General features: G+C 34.4%; 18 protein-coding genes and 1 pseudogene. 11 read left to right on the top strand and 8 right to left on the bottom strand.

Features of this window, described 5'->3' with window-relative positions:
* Window positions 1-11: 11 nt before the first annotated feature.
* The 4 genes from HNS40_RS12905 to rpsF all read right to left on the bottom strand — a co-directional run bounded on the left by HNS40_RS12905 (window position 12) and on the right by rpsF (window position 1,947).
* Window positions 12-758 (bottom strand): RNA methyltransferase, encoded by a 747-nt coding sequence (locus HNS40_RS12905; RefSeq protein ID WP_172281442.1) that lies wholly within the window; start codon window positions 756-758, stop codon window positions 12-14.
* Between the two features lie 66 nt (window positions 759-824).
* On the bottom strand, window positions 825-1,274 hold the full coding sequence (gene rplI / locus HNS40_RS12900; RefSeq protein ID WP_172281440.1) for a 50S ribosomal protein L9: 450 nt from the start codon (window positions 1,272-1,274) through the stop codon (window positions 825-827).
* A gap of 12 nt (window positions 1,275-1,286) precedes the next feature.
* Complete coding sequence (gene rpsR / locus HNS40_RS12895) at window positions 1,287-1,553, bottom strand: 30S ribosomal protein S18 (RefSeq protein ID WP_172281438.1); 267 nt, start codon at window positions 1,551-1,553, stop codon at window positions 1,287-1,289.
* A gap of 37 nt (window positions 1,554-1,590) precedes the next feature.
* Window positions 1,591-1,947: a 30S ribosomal protein S6 gene (rpsF, locus tag HNS40_RS12890; protein ID WP_172281436.1), complete on the bottom strand. Its 357-nt coding sequence runs from the start codon at window positions 1,945-1,947 to the stop codon at window positions 1,591-1,593.
* Between the two features lie 229 nt (window positions 1,948-2,176).
* On the opposite strand from rpsF, the gene HNS40_RS12885 reads away from it, so the two are divergent.
* Genes HNS40_RS12885 through HNS40_RS12875 form a run of 3 tightly spaced genes read left to right on the top strand, consistent with a single transcriptional unit; the run spans window position 2,177 to window position 3,554 of the window.
* A complete protein-coding gene (locus HNS40_RS12885) occupies window positions 2,177-2,692 on the top strand; it encodes a shikimate kinase (RefSeq protein ID WP_172281433.1) in 516 nt (171 codons plus the stop codon).
* Window positions 2,693-2,733: 41 nt separating this feature from the next.
* Window positions 2,734-2,913 (top strand): (2Fe-2S)-binding protein, encoded by a 180-nt coding sequence (locus HNS40_RS12880; protein WP_256367542.1) that lies wholly within the window; start codon window positions 2,734-2,736, stop codon window positions 2,911-2,913.
* A 20-nt stretch (window positions 2,914-2,933) separates the two neighbouring features.
* The gene (locus tag HNS40_RS12875; RefSeq protein WP_172281429.1) at window positions 2,934-3,554 is read left to right on the top strand and encodes a hypothetical protein; all 621 of its coding nucleotides are present in this window, start codon (window positions 2,934-2,936) and stop codon (window positions 3,552-3,554) included.
* A 28-nt stretch (window positions 3,555-3,582) separates the two neighbouring features.
* Here the strand turns inward: HNS40_RS12875 and murB are convergent, their stop codons facing one another.
* Complete coding sequence (gene murB, locus HNS40_RS12870) at window positions 3,583-4,599, bottom strand: UDP-N-acetylmuramate dehydrogenase (RefSeq protein WP_172281427.1); 1,017 nt, start codon at window positions 4,597-4,599, stop codon at window positions 3,583-3,585.
* Between the two features lie 31 nt (window positions 4,600-4,630).
* Window positions 4,631-5,233 (bottom strand): hypothetical protein, encoded by a 603-nt coding sequence (locus HNS40_RS12865; protein WP_172281425.1) that lies wholly within the window; start codon window positions 5,231-5,233, stop codon window positions 4,631-4,633.
* Window positions 5,234-5,401: 168 nt separating this feature from the next.
* Here HNS40_RS12865 and HNS40_RS12860 point away from each other — a divergent pair, with 168 nt between their 5' ends.
* Genes HNS40_RS12860 through HNS40_RS12850 form a run of 3 tightly spaced genes read left to right on the top strand, consistent with a single transcriptional unit; the run spans window position 5,402 to window position 10,521 of the window.
* Entirely contained in the window at window positions 5,402-9,112 is a 3,711-nt protein-coding gene (locus HNS40_RS12860; protein ID WP_172281423.1) for a Cache 3/Cache 2 fusion domain-containing protein, read from the top strand.
* Between the two features lie 6 nt (window positions 9,113-9,118).
* On the top strand, window positions 9,119-9,940 hold the full coding sequence (locus HNS40_RS12855) for a protein-glutamate O-methyltransferase CheR (RefSeq protein ID WP_172281421.1): 822 nt from the start codon (window positions 9,119-9,121) through the stop codon (window positions 9,938-9,940).
* Complete coding sequence (locus HNS40_RS12850; protein WP_172281419.1) at window positions 9,940-10,521, top strand: chemotaxis protein CheB; 582 nt, start codon at window positions 9,940-9,942, stop codon at window positions 10,519-10,521. The genes HNS40_RS12855 and HNS40_RS12850 overlap by 1 nt, the downstream gene beginning before the upstream one ends.
* Here HNS40_RS12850 and HNS40_RS12845 read toward each other — a convergent pair.
* Window positions 10,518-11,315 carry a transporter gene (locus HNS40_RS12845; RefSeq protein WP_172281417.1) on the bottom strand — a complete coding sequence of 266 codons (798 nt, stop codon included), beginning with the start codon at window positions 11,313-11,315 and terminating at the stop codon, window positions 10,518-10,520. The genes HNS40_RS12850 and HNS40_RS12845 overlap by 4 nt on opposite strands.
* A gap of 239 nt (window positions 11,316-11,554) precedes the next feature.
* Between HNS40_RS12845 and HNS40_RS23605 the strand changes: the two are divergent.
* From HNS40_RS23605 to HNS40_RS12835, 3 genes and pseudogenes are all read left to right on the top strand, one after another.
* Window positions 11,555-14,607, top strand: a pseudogene (locus HNS40_RS23605) (efflux RND transporter permease subunit); the annotation flags it as partial.
* Between the two features lie 18 nt (window positions 14,608-14,625).
* The gene (locus tag HNS40_RS23600; RefSeq protein ID WP_305847160.1) at window positions 14,626-15,891 is read left to right on the top strand and encodes a TolC family protein; all 1,266 of its coding nucleotides are present in this window, start codon (window positions 14,626-14,628) and stop codon (window positions 15,889-15,891) included.
* A 3-nt stretch (window positions 15,892-15,894) separates the two neighbouring features.
* Window positions 15,895-17,031 (top strand): efflux RND transporter periplasmic adaptor subunit, encoded by a 1,137-nt coding sequence (locus tag HNS40_RS12835; RefSeq protein WP_172281415.1) that lies wholly within the window; start codon window positions 15,895-15,897, stop codon window positions 17,029-17,031.
* A 4-nt stretch (window positions 17,032-17,035) separates the two neighbouring features.
* On the opposite strand, the gene HNS40_RS23595 is transcribed toward HNS40_RS12835, so the two are convergent.
* Window positions 17,036-19,507, bottom strand: a complete 2,472-nt coding sequence (locus HNS40_RS23595) for a helix-turn-helix domain-containing protein (protein ID WP_172281413.1) — start codon at window positions 19,505-19,507, stop codon at window positions 17,036-17,038.
* An 828-nt stretch (window positions 19,508-20,335) separates the two neighbouring features.
* Here HNS40_RS23595 and HNS40_RS12825 point away from each other — a divergent pair.
* Both HNS40_RS12825 and HNS40_RS12820 read left to right on the top strand, forming a co-directional pair.
* Window positions 20,336-21,064 carry a LytTR family DNA-binding domain-containing protein gene (locus tag HNS40_RS12825; protein ID WP_172281411.1) on the top strand — a complete coding sequence of 243 codons (729 nt, stop codon included), beginning with the start codon at window positions 20,336-20,338 and terminating at the stop codon, window positions 21,062-21,064.
* Window positions 21,065-21,379: 315 nt separating this feature from the next.
* The coding region (locus tag HNS40_RS12820) for a DUF11 domain-containing protein (RefSeq protein ID WP_172281409.1) at window positions 21,380-24,545 on the top strand (3,166 nt) is incomplete at its 3' end.

Genomic DNA, 24,545 nt, shown 5'->3' with positions numbered 1-24,545 from the left:
CTATTTTTAACTTATTTAGAAAAGATGGATAAAATGATGCCAGTTGCAATAGAAGCATTTAGTGATTCTGCTTTGGAATTATCGGCTTGTGGTATATAAATAGCTTGAGTAATCAGCTTTTGAATTTCTTTGGAGATTCCTTTTGATTCGTTTCCAATAACGATAAATCCTTTTTTATTCAAAGATAATTCATAGATATTTTCACCTTGAAGGAGGCTTCCATAAATTGGTAGCTGATGTGAGTTGGATGATAATGCCGTTTTTAATTCAGTATAGTAAATTTTTTTTCTAAATACAGAACCCATGGATGACTGAACTACCTTGGGGCTGTATGCATCTGTTGTTTCTTTTGAACAAAGGATAGTATTGATGCCGAACCAGTCTGCCGTGCGGATTATTGTACCTAAATTACCAGGATCTTGTATGGTATCAAGTACAAGAATCAGCTCGTCATTTGGTATATGTAGTTCGTTACTCATAGGAGAGTTGACGACAGCCAAAACTTGGTTTGCAGTAGATAATTGACTCACTCTTTCTAAGTCTTTACTCTTCACCACTCGTGCAAAAGGCTCGTTAACTATTTTATTGTTTTCAAGATACCAATTATCAGTAGCAATTAACAGTTTTATGTCAAAATTTGATTGCAGAAGCTCCTCAATCATCTTTGGACCCTCAACTAAGAATACGCCATGTTTTTTTCTACCATGACTTGTTTTAATAGCGTTGATGAGTTTTATCTCAGATTTACTTATTTCCATAACACTAAATTATAAAAAAAACCCGTCTCAATAGAAACGGGTCTGAATAACTTAACTTGAACAGATTTACTCTGCAATCACTTCGAAACTAATTTCAGCTGTGATATCCTTATAGAATTTCACAGTGGCTTTGTATGTTCCAACTTCTTTAACAGCATCACCTTCAATAGTAATCATCTTACGATCGATTTCTTGATTGTGCTGTTCTTTGATAGCATCAGCCAATTGAATGTCATTAACAGAACCAAAGATTTTACCTGTTGTTGCAGCCTTAGCTCCAATCTTAACAGTTAAACCTTCCACTAACTTAGCTTTATCACTAGCTACTGTTCTGATTTTCTCTTCTTTATATGCTTTTTGCTTTAAGTTCTCGGCAAGTACTTTTCTATTGCTATCATTAGCAGCTATTGCAAATCCCTGAGGAATTAAATAGTTTCTTGCGTATCCTGATTTAACAGTTACTATGTCGTTGGTATAACCCAAGTTAGTAACGTCTTTCTTTAATATAATATCCATAATACTGCCTCCTTATTTTAATAAATCACCTACGTAAGGCATTAAAGCCAAATGACGAGCTCTTTTCACTGCTTGAGCTACTTTCTTTTGATATTTAGTTGAAGTACCTGTTAAACGACGAGGAAGAATTTTTCCTTGTTCATTCACAAATTTCAAAAGGAAGTTGGCGTCTTTGTAATCGATATACTTAATACCGCTTTTCTTGAAACGACAGTATTTTTTCTTCTTTGTATCAACCGCTATTGGGGTCAAATATTTTATTTCACTATTTTGTGCCATTTTTAAAGTTTTTGGGGCGTTTAGCCATTAATAAAATTTAGCTAGCTGCTTCAGTTGCCTTTTCTTTTTTCTGAGCTCTTTTCTTCTCATTATATGCAATAGCATGTTTGTCGAGAGATACAGTTAAGAATCTTAACATTTTCTCGTCGCGCTTTGTAGCAATTTCGAATTCGCGAATTTGAGAACCTTCTACTACATATTCGAAAAGGTGATAGAAACCTGTTGATTTCTTTTGAATAGGATAGGCTAACTTTTTCAAGCCCCATTTTTCTTCGTGTACTACATCAGCTCCTAGGCTTTTTAGTAAGTCACGATACTTGTTTACCGCTTCCTTCATCTGTTCTTCAGATAAAACGGGAGTCATAATGAAAACGGTTTCGTACTGTTTTAACATCGTGTTAAATTTTAAATTATTATTTTAATGTATTGATTATAAGCGAAATAGATATTTGATATCTCTTTCGGGCTGCAAATTTACAAAATATTTCTGAAATCCAAGTGTTTTAAGACAAAATATATTGCTTTTATCCGCTAGCTATTAATACTTTATCATATCTGGTTTGAAAAGTAAAATTGCTTGTTTTTGGTTTTTTAAACTAAAGATTAATTCCTAATTTTGTTATATGTTGATTTTTATAATTGGAATGATGGGGAGCGGTAAGACGAGCTTAGGAAAAAAACTAGCTCGTCAGCTGGATTATGATTTTATTGATATTGATGAAACCATCGAAAGTGAAGAAGGAAAGACCATTAGCGAACTGTTTGATATATGGGGAGAGGAAGAGTTTCGTATTCAAGAACATTCTCATCTAAAAAAGATTGGTAAACTTGAGAATGGTGTAATTAGTACAGGTGGTGGTTTGGCATGTTATCATGATAATATGAGTTTAATGAATCAGCTAGGCGAGACACTTTTTCTATATGCAGATAGTGCTTTTTTGGCCAGTCGCTTAAAACAAGGGAAAGCTGGTCGACCTCTAATTGCAGAGTTAGTTGATGAAGAACTTCCCGGTTTTGTGGATGCTTTATTAAAAAAAAGAAATCCTTTTTATGAGCAAGCAAAGCACATTATTCCCAGTAAAGATTTGAAGGTAAGTGATGTTTTAGAATTGTTTTTGTCTAAAGGATTATCCTTTTAGAATTGTTCTAAATGATTAACTTTGCCGAAAATTAAAAAAATATGGAAGACAATATCATTTGCAATTGTATGAGCGTTAGCGAGCATGAAATCGTTCACGCTATAGAGAAACAGGATGCAGTGACCCTGCAAGATATAGAGGATATAACAGGAGCCATGTCTGGTTGTGGTTCATGTACTGAAGAGGTTGAAGATATCTTACAAAGAGAATTAGAAAAATAAATCTATTAATTCCACATATTATGAAGAACTTATTAATAATTATTTTACTAGCTACTTTTGGTTTGTCAGTACTGGCTCAACAGTCTGATACTCTTGTAAAAGATGAGCCTGCTCAGCATGAGCAAGCGAGTCAACACCAAGTTCAGCCTAAAAATAAAGCAGAGAAACCTAAGGAAAAGTCTTCATTTAAAATGAATAAAGTGATTATTGGAGGTAGTTTGGGGTTTAGTTTTGGTTCTGTTACTTCGGTTAGAATAAATCCATTGTTAGGATATAAACTCACTCCTAAGCTTACAACTGGTGTTACGGGTTTGTATGAATATAACAGCTACGATTATTATGGTTATGGTCGTCAGAGTTATAGTAATTATGGGGGTAGTGTTTTTAGTAGGTTTCGCTTTGTACCTATGGCTTATCTGCATGCCGAATTTAGTTATATCAATTACGAACTCTCAAGATTAAACAATGAAAAATACAGACAGGGTGTTCCTTTTATTTTCCTTGGAGGAGGGTTTGCACAAAGAATAGGTCGTAATACTTTTGCTTATGGTCAAATATTATTTGATGTATTACAGGATAGAAATTCACCATATTCAGATTGGGCTCCTTTCTATAGTGTTGGGGTAAGTGTAGGGTTCTAAATAAAAGATTGACAAAAGAATTCTAGAGCTAGAGGATTATCACTTCTGGCTCTAATTGTACCTTGAACTTTGTAAAAACTGTCTTTTGTATGTGATTTGAAAGCTCTGCTATTTCTATACCTGTAGCCTTATCCTTGTTTATTATTATCAAAGCATGATTAGGGTGAACTCCAGCATCACCAATAGTATACCCTTTTAAACCTGCATTTTCAATTAACCAAGCTGCCGCAATCTTTGTTTGCTCATTCTCTAAAGGATAATGCGCAATATTTGGATACAATGCTTTAATAGAATCGAATTCTTTATTACAGATAATTGGATTTTTGAAAAAACTCCCTGCATTTCCAATCTCATTGTGCTCAGGTAACTTACTTTTTCTAATATTGATAACAGCTTGTCTTACGTTTTTAATATCTGCATAAGACTTATTACTTGTTTTCAGAGCCTCCTCCCTGAGGTTTCCATAGTCCAGTTTCACTTTTGGGTATCGGTCGAGTTTAAAAACAACTGATGTCACTAAGAATTTGTTCTTTAGTGGCCCTTTAAAAATACTATATCGATAATCGAACTCCAGTTCATGTAAATAGAAATTGACCCTATGTCCATTATTTAAATCTATTGCTTCTAGGCTATTAAAAACATTTTGAACTTCCACTCCATAAGCTCCAATATTCTGCACTGGCGAGGCTCCAACTGTTCCTGGTATATAGGAGAGGTTTTCAACTCCTCCAAAACCATTTTTTACCGCCCAAGCCACAAAATCGTCCCAGTTTTCACCTGCCGCAGCTTTCACCCAAACCCATTGAGCTCTGGTTTCAATAATTTCAAAACCTTTGTTTTCAATTTTTAATAATTCACCTTCAAAATCTTTTACGAAAAGCAAATTACTTCCTTCTCCAATTACTAATCTTTTAGTGCATTTAGAATTTTGTTTGAAATACTCCACAGCCTCTTCTTCAGTTTGAAAAATAGTGACTTTTTTAGCGGATACTTCTGTGTGAAAAGTATGAAGATTCTTTAATGATGAGTTTTGATATTGCTTCATTATCAAGTGTTTTATAATTTGCAGGAATTAATTATATCGGCTTGATAAAAGTACTTGTTTTTTTACTGCTGTCTAGCTCAAAACCAAGTTTTTTAAGATACTGATTATGCTTTTTACTATAGCTTCCTATTTTGAAAGTTTTAAAACCTTCTTTTTTAAACTGTTCCTGTTGGTAGAAATATTTCCCTAATTTAAAATCTCTATAACTTGGGGTGACATAGTCTAATTTGATATGGATTTCGTCCCCTTTTTTATCGGCTAAGAATACACCCGCAACCTGCATATTTCTCAATACTAATAATGAGATATCATGATTTTTAATTTCGAAATCAGGGAAGAATTTTTGGATGTCAGATAAATTGAAGTCCAGAAATTCTTTTAAATAATAATTATTGGCTTTAATTTCTAAAGTTCTAAAATACTCTTTTGTAGAGTACATTTTTATTAGATAATAAATATTGGTTAATGCGATAAAGCCATTTAAAACTCCAACAGGATAAGCACCTATAGTAAAGCCATAAATGGTAAATAAGGTGCTTCCAAACAAGCTAAACCAACGAAGGCGAACAATAGAGTTGAAAATCATGGCCATTGCAACGAGCAAAGAGCCTAAATATCCTATAATTTCAATCATATTAAAAATTTTTGGCAAATGTCGAATAAATAATAATTTCTAGCACTAAAGGGTGCAAAAGATATTCACTAATTCATATTGTAAAATTCATATTGAGATAAAATCCAAACCTTAGGATGGAAAGTTCATAAATATTCATTATATTTGAATAGCCACAAAACATCGAACATGAATTTATTAAAGAGATTTTCAATAACCATTCAGCTATTTTTATTTATAGCTTTTTTACTATTTCTAGTTTTCTCCATAACTGGGTATATTGTTTATAAGCACCAAAAGGAGTTAATCACAAGACATAACGATGATTATCTATACCACCATGTGAGTAGTATGGTAGGTGAGTTTGACTTGGCCTATAAGGATATGCAAGTTGAGGTGAAGGACAATATAAAAATTGCTCACCTTTTATTTTATAGGAACTATTCTGGGAAAATAAAAGTTGATTCTAAAAACAAAATTCAATATCAAGCGGTTAATCAAATCACTAAAGATACCACTGTTGTTATGGTAGATGCTTGGACTTTGGATGGAATTCCAATTCAAAACAATTATTTTATTGTAGATAAAATTAGGGATCTAGGTCCTTCTACTGTTACTATTTTCCAAAAAATAGAGGAGGGTTATTTAAGAATTTCCACTAATGTCTATACTCTTGGTAAGAAAAGGGCGGTCGGTACTTTTATTCCAAACTCTTCAGAAGTGATTAAAACCATTGAAAAAGGAAAGGTTTTTAATGGTAGGGCATTTGTTGTAGATGATTGGTATACTACAGCTTATGAGCCTATTTACGTTGATGGAAAAATTCAAGGCATATTATATGTTGGAGAGAAAGAATCGGAGTTGAAAACGGTAAGTAAGAAACTTAAAGGCGATCGTTTTCTAAAAGATGGTTATGCCTTTATCATGTCAGATAATAACAAGTTTGAAGGGCAGATGCTCATGCATCCTCAGCTTGAAGGCATGAATATTAAAACTTCAAATGATAAAAAACAGTTGCTTCTGTATAACAGTTTGATATCTAATTATCTAATGAATAGAAGTGATGGCCAAGTAGAAAATGAATCGATTGTCAGGTTGCGATTAAAAGACTCTTCTTTGGGTGACGATGTCATGATTTATTACACTTATCATCCATTATTCAATTATTATATAGGAATCATGCTTCCTTATAATAGTTTTGTAAAAGATGAGATGGATATCCTATTTAGTTTAATGCTAAGTAGATTTAGTTTCGCTTTATTATTGTCAATAGTATTGCTTTTTGTTTACACCTTATTCTATAGGAAGAGTTTAGGTAGAATTATTTATTCATTAAACCAACTCAGTAAAGGGATTACTCCAAAACCAATTAGAGTAAGTGGTAGGGATGAAATAGCCAAAACCGCACGAATTCTTAATATCTTAACTAATAGCAATTATGAGTTGATTAAGCAAGTTAAAGAGATTGAAAATGGTAAATACAATGTAAAAGTTAGAGTGAAATCTCAAAAAGATCAATTAGCGATTAGTTTTAATAAAATGGCCCAAAAACTACTCGAATTGGAAAGTTCTAATCGACATCAAATGAGTATTAGGGAAGCGGAGAATGATTTGTTTGATAAAACAAGATTTGCTACCAATATTAAAGATTTCTCAGCCAAAGCCTTAAATTCAGTATCTATATTTTTACACGCCCCTCTCGGCGCTTTTTATATCTACGACTCTTTTAGTAAAACATTAAAGCCCCAAGCTACTATTGGTGTAGAGGGTTCTTTTGAGATGAATACTGTAAGGCTGGGAAGTGGAATTGTAGGACAATCCGCCGAGAAAATGAATAAGATTCAACTGATCAATAATATTCCAGTTGATTTCTATCAAATGAAGACCTCCATTGGTCAAGCAAAACCAATTCAAATCGTTTTAATTCCTCTGCAATTGAATGATCAGCTTATAGGATTAGTAGAATTGGCATCTTTTGAAAAGTTTAAACAAAATGAATTAGAGCTAACAGGTGTTTTGAAAGAAAGCCTGGCCATTTCACTATCTATGACACAGTCTAGGTTAGAAACTCAGTCCTTGCTCGAGCAGATACAAGTTCAAACAGAAGAGTTACGGGTAACTAATGAAACTCTTGAAAAGCAAGCTCAATCTTTACAAGTATCCGAAGAAAACCTACAGGTTCAACAAGAAGAATTACAGGTGACTAATGAAGAATTGGAGTTACAAGCTCAAAGTTTGATGAAGAGTGAAGAGGAGCTTAAAAAGCAAAAAGATGCTTTGGAGAATGAGAATGTGAAGCGTAAAGAGGCGCAAAAACAGCTCGAAATTGCTGTTGAAAAGGCCAATGCAGCTACCAAAGCTAAATCAATGTTCTTGGCTAACATGTCTCACGAAATCCGAACTCCCATGAATGGGGTTATCGGAATTTCAGATATCATGTCACAAACCAAGTTGAATGTGGAACAACAAGGATATATTAAACTCATTTCCACCTCCGCAAATAACCTTTTGACCATTATTAATGACATTTTAGACTTCTCCAAAATTGAAGCTGGAAAAATTGAAATGGAACGTATTCCATTTAGTATCAAAACCATTATTGAAGATACGGCTGATGTATTACAGTTTAAAGCAGCGGAGCAAAACGATGAGATTTATACTTATATAGATAATGAGATTCCACTTTCATTAATAGGTGACCCTGTGAGATTGCAACAAGTCATTATGAACCTTGCTAATAATGCAGTAAAGTTTACAGAAAGTGGAGCTATTACTATCAGTTGTGAGTTACAAAAGGTAACGAACAATAAAGCTCATTTGATGTTTAAAGTGGTGGATACAGGCATTGGTATTTCAGAAGAAGGCCAGAAGAAACTATTCAAGAGCTTTACTCAAGTGGATGCTTCTACAACCCGAAAGTTTGGAGGAACTGGTCTTGGTTTAGTTATTTCAAAAAAACTAATTGAAAAGATGAATGGGGCTTTCGGTGTTGAAAGTGTAGCTGGAGAAGGAAGTACTTTTTATTTTACTGCTTCCTTTAATATTGATAAGGATCAAATACAACAAAAGCAAATTGAAGATAGAAATTATCAGGATCTAAATATTATGATAGTTGATAATCATGAGCCTTCTCAAATGATATTTGCTAAATATTTGGATGCCAAAGAAGCAAAAGTAGTAAGTGCATTTGGTACAAAGCAAGGTATAGAGCTTGTTGCTGAATATGAAAAGAATATGAATCCTTTTGACGTGATATTTGTGGATTACCAAATGCCTGAAATGAATGGGACTCAGTTTATTAAAGAATTGCAGAGCAAGTTTATAAACTTGAAAACCAAGTTTGTGTTATTGACTGCTCAGCAGAATGTGGTGAGTAGTGACGATAAAAAAGTATTGGAAATTTCAGCCTATATGAATAAGCCATTAAAACGCTTGAGCTTATATAATACTATTGAAGAGGTGGTTTTCGGTATTAGTCATGAAGTGGATGTGATTGAAGAAAAGGATGCTAATAAACCAGAAGATTCTAATGTTCCAAAATTACGGATCTTATTGGCAGAAGATAATATGATTAATCAGAAAGTAGCAGTATATAATTTGGAAGCATGGGGGCATAACGTGACCGTAGCTGATAATGGAGAAATTGCATTCCAAAAATATATCGATGGCGAATTTGATATGATTTTAATGGACATCCAAATGCCTGTTTTAGATGGCCTAAAAGCCACTATAAAAATTAGAGAATATGAAAAGGAAAATAATCTGGATCCCATAAAGATTACAGCAATGACTGCCAATGCCTTAAAAGGTGACGATCAGATATGTTTCGATGCAGGAATGGATGCATACATCAGTAAGCCATTTAAAAGACCAGATTTAGAAAGAGTAATTAATAATTAGCGCAAGATGAGTAATCATATATTAGAAATAAGTGACGAAGTTTTAGAATCTTTTTTGGAAAAAATTTTCAAAACTTATGGGATTGATTTTAGGAGATACGGGAAAGCTCATTTGAAGAGAAGGTTTCGCCATAGATTGACCTTTGCAAAATATAGCAGTTTTACTGAAATGAAAGAGGATGTTATAAAGAATAAAGCAGCCTTTGATGCTTTGTTCGAAGATCTTTCTATTAATGTTACAGAGTTGTTTCGCGATCCATTATTTTACGAGAGTTTGCATCAGTTTTTAGTTCAGGTGCCCGAGCAAAAGCCATTGAATATATGGATTTCTGCCTGTGCATCTGGAGAAGAAGCTTATTCTATATTAATGATGATGGAGCATTTTAAAATTCCTTATGAGCGTATTGTAGCAACTGACTTTAATATGCAAATTGTTGAGAAAGCCTCTAAAGGAGTTTTAGATACAACCTATATTAAAGAGTATTTGAAAAACCTTGGAGCTACAAATTTCAATATTGATTTCTATAAGTTTTTCGATTTTAAAGACGATAAATATCATCTAAAAGAACAATTTCTTAAGAAAATAACTTTTGCTACACAAAATCTAATGGATGAGCATCATTTTGGTTCATTTGATTTGATTTTGTGTCGTAATGTTCTGATTTATTTTGAAAAGGAATTACAAAATCAAGTGATAGATATATTAACTAATAGCCTAGATTCTGAAGGGTTATTATGCCTCGGTGCAAAGGAATCCTTAAGATTTATGGATAGCTATCCTCAATTCAGAACCATTCACCAGAATCATAAAATCTATCAGAAAAAATAATGCTAGACGAAAAGAAAAAATATCAAAAGCTGGTGATTATTGGTGCTTCCGCTGGGGGTATAAATGCAGTACGACAGGTAGTATCTCGCCTTCCAAAGAATTTTGCGGCTCCTATTGTTGTGATTCAACATATGAATTCTTTTATGAATATGTTTTTTATTGATTTTTTGAATTCACACTCTAGTTTAAAAGTAAAAGAAGCGAATCATATGGAATTACTTTTGCCAGGCCGTGTTTATTATGCCCCACCTAATTATCACGCTTTATTAGAAGAAGGTAGAGTTATACTGAATGCAGATCAGAAGGTGAATTATAGCCGGCCCTCAATAGATGTGTTCTTCGAATCAGCGGCTTTTGAAGAAAAAGAAAACTTGATAGCCGTTATATTAACAGGTGCAAATCAAGATGGATCCTATGGTATGGATCTCATTAATGCATGTGGAGGAACCTGTGTGATTCAAGATCCTGAATCAGCAGAGTCTCCTGAGATGCCACGATCGGCTCAAAAAAAGATAGCTGCAGAAAAGGTATTTCTTTTGGAAGATATCGCTGAAGAGCTGATTAGATTAACGAGTAATTAATCTATAGATATTGTTAAAGAAAAAGAAATGCCAAAATTCTTACGAGCATTCTTCCCTGCAATATCAAAAGGAGCTTGGAGAATTAGAACATATCTTTTACCTGTTTCAACAGTAATTCCAGGGTAAACACTCACCGTGTTGCTATTGAGCTGATTAAAGGATGAATTTTGATATCCTGCTCCTACAATGAGCTGCAAATTTTGGTCAAATACATAATAGCCCACATCAGTATTTAAGTACAAACTTCCTTTATGCTCATCCTCAGTTTTCTCAGCAAAAAATAAGTATTGAGCAGCTGCATCTAGAGTGAATTTCTCATTAAAATAAGCAGAGTAAATAAATCCACCACCCACTGATGTGAGATTGTCGGATAATTTTATCGTATTATCAATAGTTTTATTTCCCAAAGGAATATTTGCTCCTGCCACGGCTGCAATATCCATTTTATCATTTCCCCAGAAATTATATTTCACTCCAAGGCCTGTCATGGCTAAATCGGTTGAAATACTTCCCCCAATTTCTACCTTGTCCCATAAACCATAAGTAAACCTAAATCCAAGTCCAGTACTTTTAAAAACACTATCAGAGCTACCATATAAATCTTGTAATTGCCCCTCATTATTCCAGACTTTATGAGAAATGATATGACTAACACTAGGTTCAAATTCAACAATATGGTGGTCAATAGTAGTCGCATTTAGAGATGCTAATTTTGAGTTTGATACACCTCCTATTTGTGCAAAAAGAACATAGGAAGAAATAATTATAATACTTGTAAGAAATATTTTTTTCATGTGATTTGATTTTATTATTCAAAGAAAAGAATAATATTTGAGACTTGAAATACCATATTTAGTAATGTTGAAATCTGGAGAATTCTTTCATATGGTATGGCTTTGATAATGGGGACTTTGTTACTATCTTTGTGTATTCTCATTTTATTATTTTTTCCTGCTAAAATATTGTGATTTTTTCAGGTTTAGATATAGTTGAGAACCCATAACCAAATTATATTCTTCTTAAAAACTAAGAAATGATTAATCAAATCATCAATTTTAGCATCAAGAATAAACTGATGGTGATACTTTTTACTTTAAGTATCGCAGCTTTTGGTGTTTATTCTGTCCTTAATATTCCAGTTGGAGCAGTTCCAGATATCACTAATAATCAAGTACAAGTGATCACTGTTTCCGAAAATTTATCTACACAGGATGTGGAACAATTTATTACATATCCTGTTGAATTAGAAATGGGTAATTTGCCTGGTGTTCAGGAGATTCGATCCATATCAAAGTTTGGTTTGTCGGTAGTTACTATTGTTTTTGATGAGGATATGGGAACTTATCTTCCACGCCAATTAATTTCTGAAAACTAAAAGCGGCGTCTGAAAATATACCAGAAGGATTTGGAACTCCAGAAATGGGACCTATTTCTACAGGTCTAGGTGAGATTTACCAGTATATTCTAGACGTTGAACCCGAATTTAAAGATAAGTATTCGCCTATGGAGCTTCGGACCATACAGGATTGGGTAGTAAAAAGACAATTAACAGGTATTCAGGGAGTAGTTGAAGTAAACACCTGGGGAGGTTTCTTAAAACAATACGAAATTGCTATTGATCCAGAAAAAATAACATCCTATGGGATTACTTTACTCGATATTTATAATGCCATTAAAGCCAACAACAGTTTGGCAGGTGGAGCCTATATTGAAAAAGAAAACTTTACCTATTTCATTCGTGGTAACGGAATGATCGATTCTAACACTGAGCTCGAAAAAATCAGAATGAAAACCACTGATGGTTACCCTATTTTATTGGGAGACATTGCAGAAGTGAAATTTGGTTATGCCAATAGGTTTGGCGCCATTACCGCCAATGCTGAAGGTGAAAAAGTGATGGGACAAATCATGATGCTCAAAGATGCCAATTCAAAAGAAGTGATTGATGCAGTAATCCAACGTGTGGCGGAAGTACAAAAATCATTACCAGAAGGTGTTTTTATCAATCCTGTATTAGAAAGAAGTGAGTTGATAGGTAAGACTTCTTTTACCATCATTGAGAATTTGCTTTTGGGATGTATCATTGTGATATTGATTGTGGTTCTTTTGTTAGGGAATATGAGGTCTGCTTTAGTTATTGCATCAATCATTCCACTTTCCTTACTTTTTACCATCAGTATGATGTATTTAATGGGAATTGATGCCAACCTGATGAGCTTAGGGGCTTTAGACTTTGGTATTATTATAGACGGAGCAGTTATTATTGTGGAATTTGTAGCGCTTCGAATTAGTATGGCGGGCAAGGAGTTGGCTGGTTTGCCGAAATCAGAGGCTAAAATTCTTAAAGATAAAATTACTTTCGAGGGCTCCTCTAAAATGATCAATTCAGCTATTTTTGGGCAAGTGATTATTCTTATTGTATTGATTCCTGTCTTTGTACTTGAAGGAGTAGAAGGCAAAATGTTCCGTCCGATGGCTTCTGCTTTTAGCTTTGCCATTATTGGTGCTATGATATTTGGATTAACATGGATTCCTGCTGCATCAGCCATGTTTTTAAAAGCAGAAAAAAAAGAGAATAAATGGACTGCCACCATCATGAAATGGCTTTATGCCTCCTATGCACCAGTTCTTAAACTGGCATATAAATTTAAAAATGTAGTTTTTGCTATGGCCATTTTATCTCTCCTATTGACAGGCTACCTATTTTCACAAATGGGAGGTGAATTTGTTCCCACTTTAGATGAAGGCGATTTTGTGATTCAACCTGTATTAAAAACCGGAACTTCATTATCTAAAACCATTGAGTTGACCACTAAAATGGAGGATATTATTTTAACTAAGTTCCCGGATGAAGTGGATCAAATTGTGTGTAGAATTGGTGCAGCAGAAGTTCCAACCGACCCTATGTCCATGGAAGAAATAGACATGATTATTAAGCTAAATCCTCGAAAGCAATGGGTTAAGGCCTCCTCAAAAGAAGAGCTGGCCAACCTTTTCAAGGAGGAGTTGATGATTATCCCAGGGATAGATTATGAATTTACTCAGCCCATTGAGATGAGGTTCAATGAGTTGATAACAGGAGTACGAGCCGATTTAGCCATTAAGCTTTTTGGTGAAGATTTGGATTACTTAAATCAAAAAGCTTTGGAAATCAAGTCTTTGATTGTAGATGTTCCAGGTGCAGCTGATGTAATAGTTGAAAAAACAGCAGGCCTTCCTCAAATGGTGGTAGATTATAAAAGAAATATGGTTTCTCATTATGGCTTAACCATAGAAGAGCTCAACCAGCAACTATCTAGTGCTTTTGGTGGTGCTGTGGCTGGAAAAGTATTTGAAGGGGAAAGAAGGTTTGATTTAGTCGTTAGGTTAGATAAAAAATTCAGGCAAAACATCGAAAATATCAGGCAGTTGAAAATTGGTTTACCCGATGGAGGATTGATTCCACTTTCCCAAGTAGCTAAGATTTATCATACCACAGCTCCAGCAAAAATATCGCGTGAAAATACACAGAGAAGGGTAGTGGTCAGTGTAAATGTGAGAAATCGTGATTTAGAATCCGTAGTTAAAGATGTGGAAGGAATTTTAAGTACTAAGCTTAAACTAGACTCCGGTTATTATGTTCAGTATGGTGGACAGTTTGAGAATTTGAAGAATGCCACCAACCGCTTAATGGTAGCAGTTCCCATAGCATTGATTTTAATCTTTATCTTTCTTCATTTTGCATTCAAATCTTTTAAAGAAGCCATTATGATATTTTCTGCAGTTCCTCTTTCTGCGGTTGGAGGTGTTTTACTGCTCTGGATTAGAGATATGCCTTTTAGTGTTTCGGCAGGAATTGGATTTATTGCTCTTTTTGGGGTTGCCGTGTTAAATGGAATCGTCTTATTGGAGCATCTAAAGCATTTAAAAGAATCTGGGATTAAGGATATTAAAGAATTGATTTTTAAGGCTACTAAAGAAAGGTTGAGACCTGTCCTGTTAACAGCAGCTGCAGCAGCATTGGGTTTTTTGCCCATGGCTATCTCCACCTCTTCTGGAGCGGAAGTTCAAAGGCCATTGGCTACAGTTGTGATTGGGGGCTTGGTGACAGCAACCTTGTTAACCATGATTCTACTTCCTCTTCTTTTCTCGGTATTTCATGATGTGAAAACAGTGAAATTATTTCCTCCTAAATTAATTAGAAATTCAATTGTAATATTTGGAGCTTTCTTCCTATTGACCAATCAGATTTTTGCACAAGTTCAGATTAATAGTCTAGATGAATTATTATCTATGACTTATGAAAACAATGCTGGACTTAAAGCTGCTCAATTGGGAGTGGAGGAAGCTGAGGCTATGGAGCCTAGTGCTTTTTCAATTGACCCTACCAATATTTATTATGATTTTGATCAGAATAATATGGCGGATAATGGGCATCCTCTAAATGTTTTTGGTATTGAGCAGAGTTTTCTATTTCCTACTTTGTATTTTATAGGAAAGAAAGTGAATAAACTAAATACAGAGCTGGTACAAACCCAATATGAGATTGAGAAAAGTAGATTGTCACGAGAAGTTTCATTGAAGTATATTGAGTTGCAATATCATTTAAACAAATCTGAATATTTAAACTATGTGGATAGTATATTTAGTCATTTTGTAAAGTCAATAGAAAAAGAGTATGAGTTAGGAGGAGTAAGTGCTTTGGAGAAATTAAATGCACAAGCTCGTAAAAATGAGTTATTATTAATGCTTAAGGAGTTGGATTTTGATTTGGCCAAATGCAAAGAGAGTTTGAAGCAATTATGTAATACAGACACAATTTTGCTATTTACTCAAATAGGTTTAGATGAGGTTATTATTGATGTTTTTACAATAAGCAATCCTTATCAGCTAATGTTCGAACAAAATATAGCCATTAAGAAAGCAGAATTATCATGGAATAAAAACACCCTATTGCCCAGTATCAATTTAGGGTATTATAATGGGAGTAATCAATTTGAAAATTCAAAAAATTACAATGGATATACTGTTGGGTTGGGGATTCCTATATTTTTTGGTGAACAAAGATCCAGAATAAAATCAGGAAAAATAGGAATTGAAATAGAGGAGGAGAGATACCAGAATCTGAAAAAAATAATGACTTCTACTAAAAATGAATGGCAATTGGAGTTACAAAAGCAAGACGAGTATATTGAGAACTATAGACTATTTGCCAAACCCATGTATGAAGAATTGATGCAAGCCACTCAGACTTTCAGAAGTACTGGTGAGATAGGTATCTATCAATATATTATCAGTTTAGAAACAGCTGTGCAAATACAATTAGATTATTTGAATAGTTTGTGGCAAAAGCAAAATGCTATGGTTGAATTAAAGTATTTAAACTTATAAAGAATGAAAATCAAGACATATAATGCGATCTATTGGAATATTATCATTTCCCTATTTTTTATTTCCTGTCAAAATAACACCGTTATAGAGGAGGAGGCTCAAGGTGAAACTACCATTGAGGAATGGATTGTCATAGAAAAGCAGGCCTTTGAGGCCGAGCATATGAAGTTGGAAACCATGAAAGCGCAAAACTTCTCAAAAACCTATCAAACCACAGGAAAGATTATTACAAACTATCAATCTTCAGCCATGGTAAACACATCTATTTCTGGTAAAATAAATGATGTAAAAGTGGTTTTGAATCAAAATGTAGAAAAAGGGCAAGTATTGTGTACTGTAGAGAGCAATGAATTTATTGAATTACAGAAGAATTACCTTGTTGCATTGGCGCAACTAAAGCCTGTCAAATCAAATTATTTGAGACAAAAGCAGTTGTTTGAAGAAAATATTTCTTCTGAAAAAGCCTTTTTAGAAGCAGAGTCAGTATATGAAATCCTTTTAGCGGAAGTAGATGCCAGTAGGGCACAGCTTGAGAATATGCAGCTTTCTAAGGAATTGCTGAATGGTGGAAAAATACAGAATTACTTCAATATTTACGCTCCCATTGAAGGTCAAATACAGCAAATCAATTCTCAAATTGGCGAGTATGTTGAGCCACAGAATGTACTCATGCATATTGTAAATGGAAAAAATGCCTTATTGGAGTTTGTGATTTATGCCGATTTTGCAAGCAATATAGAAGTCGGTCAACATTTACATTTTTTCACTTCAGTCGATCGAACTAAAGATTATGAGGCTAAAGTGATTTCAGTGGGGCAATCTATGAATTCAGAATTACAAGGTGTGGTATGTCAGGCCAGTATAATGGGCGAAGAGTCTTTAATTCCAGGGAGTAAAGTAATGCTCGAACTGTTTTATAATAATATCAATCTTTTCGCTATTGACCATGAGGCAGTTTTGAAAGCTGAAAATAAATATTACGTTGTAGTGTTGGAAAAAGAAGATGAAATGCGATATTATTTCAAGAAAACAGAAGTAAAAATAGGGGAGTCAAATGATGAATTTACCGAAATCAAAACGCCTCAGATTAAGGGTCAAATATTAACCAAAGGCGCTTATTATGTTAATTTGGAAGAGTAAAAGCTTATAAAGGCTCCTCCATGCCCTTTTTCATCAAAGCCAGTCTTAACTGGCTATAGCTATATTGGTCATTTAATGCTTTTCTTAATTCTGTTAAGCTTTTAAACTCCATATCGTTGATAGTCCTGATGATTTCATTTATGATTTTTTCGTCAACCAAATCTTCTACAGTAATTTCTCCTGTCGGTAAATATTGTATCAAGTGTCCTTCGATGGTGGTAGTTACCAATCCCCGCTCTTTGGCTATTTCATTTACGGTCATGCCACTTTGAAACATTTCGAGACTGATTTCTTTGGTGGGTTTTTTGGATTTCTTTTTAGGCTTTTCTACAAGCTCTAATTTTTCTTCAGTAGAAAATTCTTTACCAATCTGTATGCAATATTCTCGGATAATATCCACCAAATCATCACCATATTTATTAATTTTAGCTTTGCCTATTCCGTGTACCTTTTTCAGCTCGTTTAAAGTTGTGGGTAAAGATTCGCACATGCCAAATAGTGATTTCTGAGTGAAGACCTGAAAATGTTCAATATCTTCATCAGTAGCCATGGTGTTGCGGTATTTCTTCAAGGTTTTAAACAGATCTGGATGGGCGCTTAAATCATCCGCTGGGCGACTTTCTTTTACTCTGGAAACGACCTTCTTTTGGAAAATAGAATCGGCCCGAAGCTTCAAATAATTCTGCGTTTCAAAGCCATTGATACAACCTTTAAGGCAAAATATTTTCTGTTCTACCAAGTCTTCTAATTCTTTTAAGTCTTTTTTAAAGTCTTTAAGTATGGCTTTATTATCGCTAGAGTAGGAGAGTTCGGATAGTGGTGAACTAATGTGAATATCAATATGTGTAAGAAAGTAAGCTACGGCTTTTTTGATACGCTCTTGAATCTCGTTTACTTGTTCCACTTCTGTGACCCCTTCGCTCATAGTTCTTAATTGATTGGAAAATCCTCCGCCAATCTTAATGAGTTCCTGAGTGCCTTCCTCTCTCATTTTTTTTAGAGGACCGTCTAAATTCCCCAATAGGCTGCCACCACTATTATAATGTGCCTTCTGACATTTATTGAGGAAGTATTGAATTTGTTTAAAGCTGAATAGTTGTTCGAGTAGGTAGAGTTGGTATTCTTTCTTGGAATCATTGAGTTTCTGATGATCGGGTTGTTGGCTTTCTACTTCTTGAGAAAAATGAATCACTCTATTGTCCTGTATAATTCCTTGCTGATTGATTGGGCTTTTTAAAACGATTCCTTCCAGTGTTTTACATCTACTCAAAGCCACATAAGTTTGTCCGTGTGCAAAAGAGGCTTCAGCATCTATAATGGCTTTTTCAAAAGTTAATCCTTGGCTTTTGTGGATAGTGATAGACCAAGCTAAACGTAAAGGAATTTGAGTGAAAACACCAATGATGTCTTCTTTGATTTCGTTTTTGGAGTCTATAGAATATTTGATATTATGCCAGCTTTCTCGCTCTACAGTAATTTCTTCAGCATCACCTGGACATTGCACATTAAGTCCGTCTTTATCCATATAGGTAATGGTGCCAATCTTTCCATTAAAAAATTGCTTATCAGGACTGCTGTCATTCTTGATAAACATCACTTGTGCACCTACTTTTAACTCTAATTCTTCATCATTGGGGAAAGCATATTCAGGGAAATCTCCTTCAATTTCAGCATCATAAAATCGACTTGTTTTGCTCAATTGCTTCAGCTCAGCATCATTCATATGCTTGGCTCTTCTGTTATGGGTAGTTAGTGTAATATAACCCTCCTCATTTTTAGGCACAAAATTGGGATTGTATTGTTGATTCAATCTTTTTAAGGATTGCTCATCAATATTATTATTTCTAATTTGATTGAGGATGGAAATGAAATCTTGGTTTTCTTGTCGATATATATGTTTTAATTCTATACTAATAGCATTGGCTTCTTGAAAAGCTCGGCTGCTAAAAAAGAAAGCATTGTCGTAATAATCTTTTAGTAAACTCCATTCATCGTTTTTTACGACGGGGGCCAATTGTTGCAAATCTCCAATCATTAAAACCTGTACTCCACCAAATACTTCAGAGCCATTCTTAAATCGTCTTAAAACTTGATCAATTCCATCCAATAAATCTGCTCTCACCATACTCACTTCATCAATAATGAGGAGGTCGAGAGAGCGAATAATATCTATTTTTTTCTTGTTGAACTTTTGAACTCCTGTATTTTTAGTGTTTTTATTTCCGGGGCCAGCATAGAGTTGATTGGGTAGGATGGGTCCGAATGGCATTTGGAAGAAAGAGTGTATGGTTACGCCTTTGGCATTAATAGCAGCTACACCCGTTGGAGCTACCACCACCATTCGTTTATTGGTTTTGGCTTTTATTTGGTGGAGGAAAGTGGTTTTCCCAGTTCCAGCTTTACCGGTCAGATAAATATTACGATTGGTATTTTCTACAAATTGCCAAGCTAAGTCTAATTCTGGATTCACTTTCATAATAGGAATGCTTTAGTCTACAAAGTTAAAACTATTCCTTGGAAAAAATGGTGAAATGAACAAACGATGGAGCTTTTATAACCAAAGTGCTTCGGTAGTTTTCTAATGTTCATTGATATGTGATTTTATGCCATCTGATACAGAAATGATTAGAAAAATATAGGAGTACACTTTTAATCAGAAGTTGAGAATACACTTTCGATTGCATATTTAAGCTCATGTAAATTCCAGATTGTAATCTCAGAATATTTCTATTTAGATAAGATCTAAGCATGCGTAATTTGAAGTATATATATACTTCAAAATCAATTAGAAAGGTATGGTTCCCCAAACTTCGGCCATTTTAATTGAGGTTTTATAAATCCACCAAAATACGTTAGAATTAGTGTTAATATTTATCTGTAAATATTTATAATGCAAAAGTCAAGATATTCAGAAACACAAATTGTTTCTGTTATAGAGAAGCATGAACAATGAATGCCGATTTATATCTTTAGTGAATTAGCCAACCAACCTTTAAATTGGAAATCCAACGGCAGAGGGTTTGAAGTTCTAAAAGTTATCAGGTTACAAGAATTAATGGAGAAAATGCTTAATGAACATGTATTTATATCGCTGTACTGAGCTAAGAAATTAAGCAGATGAATAAATGAGTATATGATGAATAGTGACTGTCTTGTATCTCAAGAAACTTAAACCACAAATCATCCAATGAATTACTAGGAATTTGACTTGGAAAGATTAATTTTGAAAGTTGAAAAAAAAGGAAATAAAATAGTTTTTATAAATACTATACTTATAAGAAGGTATATTTTAGTGTGATTGTATATGGAGATGAAAAAAATAGCCATAATTGAAGATGATGAAATTATTGCTCAAATGATTGTTCGCATGTTGGAAAAGCATGGTTATGTGGCTCTTCCTCCTGCCAGTACTTTTGAGGAAGGAATTGCTCTTATTGAGGATAATGTGGCAGATGTATTTCTTCTTGATATTCATTTACAAGGGGAGAAGGATGGTATCGAACTAGGCAAAATCATTCAAAATTCTATTCAAAAGCCTTTTCTTTTTTTAACCTCCGAGACCTGTACGAGCTTAATTGATAGGGCTGTTAAAACAAAACCGTCAGCTTACCTGGCAAAACCTTTTAAAATGCATGATTTGTATAGCGCGCTTGAAATTTGTTTTAGTCAATATCAGGAGCCCAATCAGGAGCCCAATTGGGAGAATCAATCACAGATAATTAAGCAAAAAAGTTTATTTATTAAGCAAGAACAAGCTTTTGTGAAGATTGATCAGAATAGTATATTTTACATCAAAAGTGAACATGTTTATTTGAGCATTTTTCTCTCTAATGGCAAGAAGCATTTAGTTAGAGGGTGTTTGAAAGATATTATTAAACAATTAGGAAGTTCTTTCATTAGAACTCAAAGGTCTTATATTATTAATAAAGACTATATTGAATCTTATAATAAACGTCATGTTGTTATTGATAATCAAAGCCTACCAATTGGCGAAAAGTACTTAGAATCATTTAACAAGCACATAAATAATTGAATACATAAATCTTTTCTATTTTTCAATTCAATACTCTCTGATTTTAGAACATTAATCGACTATTTCAGAACATTTTTCATGCCTACTTAAGACATACTTCTTAATTTTGTTAATTAAATGCTAAAAATAAGATGCTAATAAATTGTAGGGCTTAAAATTTCTTCATACCTTTATTAAGGGACTTGTTCTTTACGACCAATTTATTATTTCTATTCAAACGATGTGTATTTATTTAAATGAGTTTAAGTTTTTATAAATCACAAGTAACCACAATGTTTATTTTGAAATTGCACATTTATTAAAAAAATTGAAGCTATGATATCAAAATTGAAACGAACCGCCTCGTTTTTCACCATTTTATGTTTATTGTTTTTAAGTTTTTCACAGGGAGTGCAGGCTCAAGTAGTTTGTGGACCAGTTAATACTTTATACCAAACAATAGGTCAGGTTAATGGAGTTAACCAAACAATAACTAAAGTATTTAGATACAATGCTTTTCAACAAACCTATATTGAAGTAGGTGAATTAGAAGGATCAGTCTATAATGCTGCTTCAAATTCGGCATATAATGCTACCACACAGTTGATTTATTCTAGTGCTGGTAGTACAACAGTTCGTGTATATGATCCTGCCGATAACTATAAATATATGGGTGATATTAAAATTACAGGGAATTCTAAAAATTTCAATAATACTTTGTTTGCATATGAGGATAATGTAGGTTTTGTAAATGGAACTAAAGTTGTACTTTTCGATATAACGGGCTTAAGTTTATCTCCAACAGTTCCCGTAACTGTATCTGTAACCGAAAAAACCTTTGCAAGTCAGTCAGGAGCTCCTGCTGATTATTCTTTAATTGGAGATGAGATATATGGTGTGAACGGAACCTCGCTTAGGGTAATGAATATATCTGACCCTTCTAATAATGGTACTGCTACTGTAACAAATAAATCAATCTCTTTTGATAATTCTTTAGACGGTGTAGCTACTAGTAGTGGTTTTGGAGCCACTTGGCAAGATAGAAATGGAAACTTTTATTTCTTTAATAATGGAAATGGTTCCATTTATAAAATTACCGATATCTTAAATGCGCCAGCTTCTAATGTTTCAGCTGTAAAGGTGTTATTGGCAAATAAATCAGGTATTAATGATGGTTTTGGTTGTGAAATCGGTCCAGACCCTTTAGATTGGGATGATGATGGCATCGAGAATAATGATGATATTGATGATGATAATGATGGGATTTTAGATATTAATGAATCTCCGTTTTATCCTGGAGTTGATCCCGCAGGGGATCATGATGGGGATGGCTTTTTTAATTTTAATGACACCGATTATCCAGATTTTATTGATGTAAATTCTGATAATATAAATGATCATTTTGATTTTGATTTAGATGGAATTCCAAATTCATATGATTTAGATAGTGATAATGATGGAATACCTGATAATGTTGAAGGTCAAGCTACAGTTGGGTACACACCACCAAGTGGTTTAGATAATGATGGTGATGGATTGGACAATGTGTATGATACTACTCCCAATGGATTGAGTAATGGTTCAGGGTCTTTAGGTTTAACAGGAATACCAAATACAGATGGCACTGGAACTCTTAATCCTGACTTCTTAGATGTAGATTCAGATGACGATGGATTGTATGATACTGTTGAAGCTGGTATCACCCTTTTAGGAATAGATAGTGATTTGGATGGATTAGACGATGCTGTTGACACAACTGATGATGTTACTGATCCTAATGGAACTATTAATGACCCAAGTACTTTACCTGATGAAGATAGTGATGTGAACTCTGGTGGTGATGTAGATTATAGAGATTCAAAAGACTCAGATAATGATGATGTTTTAGATGCAGATGATTTGGATGATGATAATGATGGGATTTTTGATTTAGATGAATATCCAGGATTAGATCCTTTTGGAGATGAAGATGGTGATGGAATATTCAATTATGCCGATGCTGTTGACAATGGGACAGGAGATGGTTCTTCAACTAATTATACCGATGCCAATAATAATGGCATTCCTGATGCCTTCGATGTTGATGGTGATGGGATTCCTAATCATTTAGATTTGGATAGTGACGGAGATTTATGTAATGATGTTCTTGAAGCCGAAAATGCCGATCCAAATAATGATGGAATTCTTGGGGTTTTACCAACAATAGTTGATTCACAAGGGAAAGTTATTGGAACCTTACCAGTAACTGGTGCTTATGATGGCACAAATATAGCTGTAACTACTTATGGCGCAGGAGGTGTGATTACAACTCAACCAACAGCCAGTGTCAGTACAATTTGTTTTGGAATTAATGCAACATTTACAATAAATGTAACAGGTGGTGGACTGGTTTATAGATGGCAAGAAAAAATAGGAGCAGGAACTTGGGCGAATTTATCTGATGGAGGAATATATAGTAATACTGCAACAGAAAGTTTAACTTTAACTGCACCTCCAATAGCTCATTCAGGAAGAAAATATAGAGTTCTTATTACTAGTACAACAAATGTTTGTACAGATTTAACTTCAGATGAAGTGGAGTTAATTGTCAATGCCTTACCTGCAGTACCAACAGTAACAGTAGCAGCAGCAGATTGTGATGGAGCTGCAGTAGTAACGATAACGAATTACAGCGCAGCATTAACATATACCTTTAGCCCTTCCGATGGAATAAGCCAAGTAGGCGGCTTAGTATCAGGTGGCACAGATGGAGACACATATACAGTAACTGCTAACAGTGCAGTACCCGAGAGTTGTGAGAGTTTAGCTTCAGCGAGTTTCACCTTTGACAGTGATGCACAATTTGCAACACCAGATGCCCCGACAGTAACGGTAGCAGCAGCGGATTGTGATGGAGCTGCAGTCGTAACGATAACGAATTACAGCGCAGCATTATCATATACCTTTAGCCCTTCCGATGGAATTAGTCAAGCAGGCGGCGTTATAACCGGCGGCACAGATGGAGACATATATACAGTAACCGCTACTACTCCAGTACCGGAGAGTTGTGAGAGTTTAGCCTCAGCGAGTTTTGAATTTGATGCCTCAATACATAACCCAATTGCAGATTTAGTAATGGAAAAGACAGTTGATGATGCCGCCGCAAATGTAGGAGACAATGTTATTTTCACATTGAAAGTAAACAATAATGGACCGTGTGCCGCAACTGGCGTATCAGTTAGTGATCAGCTTCCCACTGGATATACTTATGTATCAGATAATGGAGCCGGAGATTATGCTACAGCCACAGGAATTTGGACCATAGGTAATTTAGCCGATGGAGCAGATACAAGCTTAGAAATCACTTGTACAGTTAATGCTACTGGAGATTATACCAACACAGCAACACTCACTGGAACCGAAGACGATCCAGACCCAAGTAACAATGAGGATGATGCCTTAACAACCCCAAATCCAATTTCAGATTTAGTTATCGTTAAGTCGGTAGATGAGGCAACACCAA

The organism is Lentimicrobium sp. S6 (assembly GCF_013166635.1).
Lineage (GTDB): Bacteria > Bacteroidota > Bacteroidia > Bacteroidales > UBA12170 > UBA12170.
This window is presented reverse-complemented; position numbering and strand designations above follow the sequence as displayed.

Excerpts from the sequence above, each read along its gene's own strand:
- HNS40_RS12905 (WP_172281442.1), bottom strand. The coding sequence starts at position 758 with ATGGAAATAAGTAAATCTGAGATAAAACTCATCAACGCTATTAAAACA.
- rplI (WP_172281440.1), bottom strand. The coding sequence starts at position 1,274 with ATGGATATTATATTAAAGAAAGACGTTACTAACTTGGGTTATACCAAC.
- rpsR (WP_172281438.1), bottom strand. The coding sequence starts at position 1,553 with ATGGCACAAAATAGTGAAATAAAATATTTGACCCCAATAGCGGTTGAT.
- rpsF (WP_172281436.1), bottom strand. The coding sequence starts at position 1,947 with ATGTTAAAACAGTACGAAACCGTTTTCATTATGACTCCCGTTTTATCT.
- HNS40_RS12885 (WP_172281433.1), top strand. The coding sequence starts at position 2,177 with ATGTTGATTTTTATAATTGGAATGATGGGGAGCGGTAAGACGAGCTTA.
- HNS40_RS12880 (WP_256367542.1), top strand. The coding sequence starts at position 2,734 with ATGGAAGACAATATCATTTGCAATTGTATGAGCGTTAGCGAGCATGAA.
- HNS40_RS12875 (WP_172281429.1), top strand. The coding sequence starts at position 2,934 with ATGAAGAACTTATTAATAATTATTTTACTAGCTACTTTTGGTTTGTCA.
- murB (WP_172281427.1), bottom strand. The coding sequence starts at position 4,599 with ATGAAGCAATATCAAAACTCATCATTAAAGAATCTTCATACTTTTCAC.
- HNS40_RS12865 (WP_172281425.1), bottom strand. The coding sequence starts at position 5,233 with ATGATTGAAATTATAGGATATTTAGGCTCTTTGCTCGTTGCAATGGCC.
- HNS40_RS12860 (WP_172281423.1), top strand. The coding sequence starts at position 5,402 with ATGAATTTATTAAAGAGATTTTCAATAACCATTCAGCTATTTTTATTT.
- HNS40_RS12855 (WP_172281421.1), top strand. The coding sequence starts at position 9,119 with ATGAGTAATCATATATTAGAAATAAGTGACGAAGTTTTAGAATCTTTT.
- HNS40_RS12850 (WP_172281419.1), top strand. The coding sequence starts at position 9,940 with ATGCTAGACGAAAAGAAAAAATATCAAAAGCTGGTGATTATTGGTGCT.
- HNS40_RS12845 (WP_172281417.1), bottom strand. The coding sequence starts at position 11,315 with ATGAAAAAAATATTTCTTACAAGTATTATAATTATTTCTTCCTATGTT.
- HNS40_RS23600 (WP_305847160.1), top strand. The coding sequence starts at position 14,626 with ATGATTCTACTTCCTCTTCTTTTCTCGGTATTTCATGATGTGAAAACA.
- HNS40_RS12835 (WP_172281415.1), top strand. The coding sequence starts at position 15,895 with ATGAAAATCAAGACATATAATGCGATCTATTGGAATATTATCATTTCC.
- HNS40_RS23595 (WP_172281413.1), bottom strand. The coding sequence starts at position 19,507 with ATGAAAGTGAATCCAGAATTAGACTTAGCTTGGCAATTTGTAGAAAAT.
- HNS40_RS12825 (WP_172281411.1), top strand. The coding sequence starts at position 20,336 with ATGGAGATGAAAAAAATAGCCATAATTGAAGATGATGAAATTATTGCT.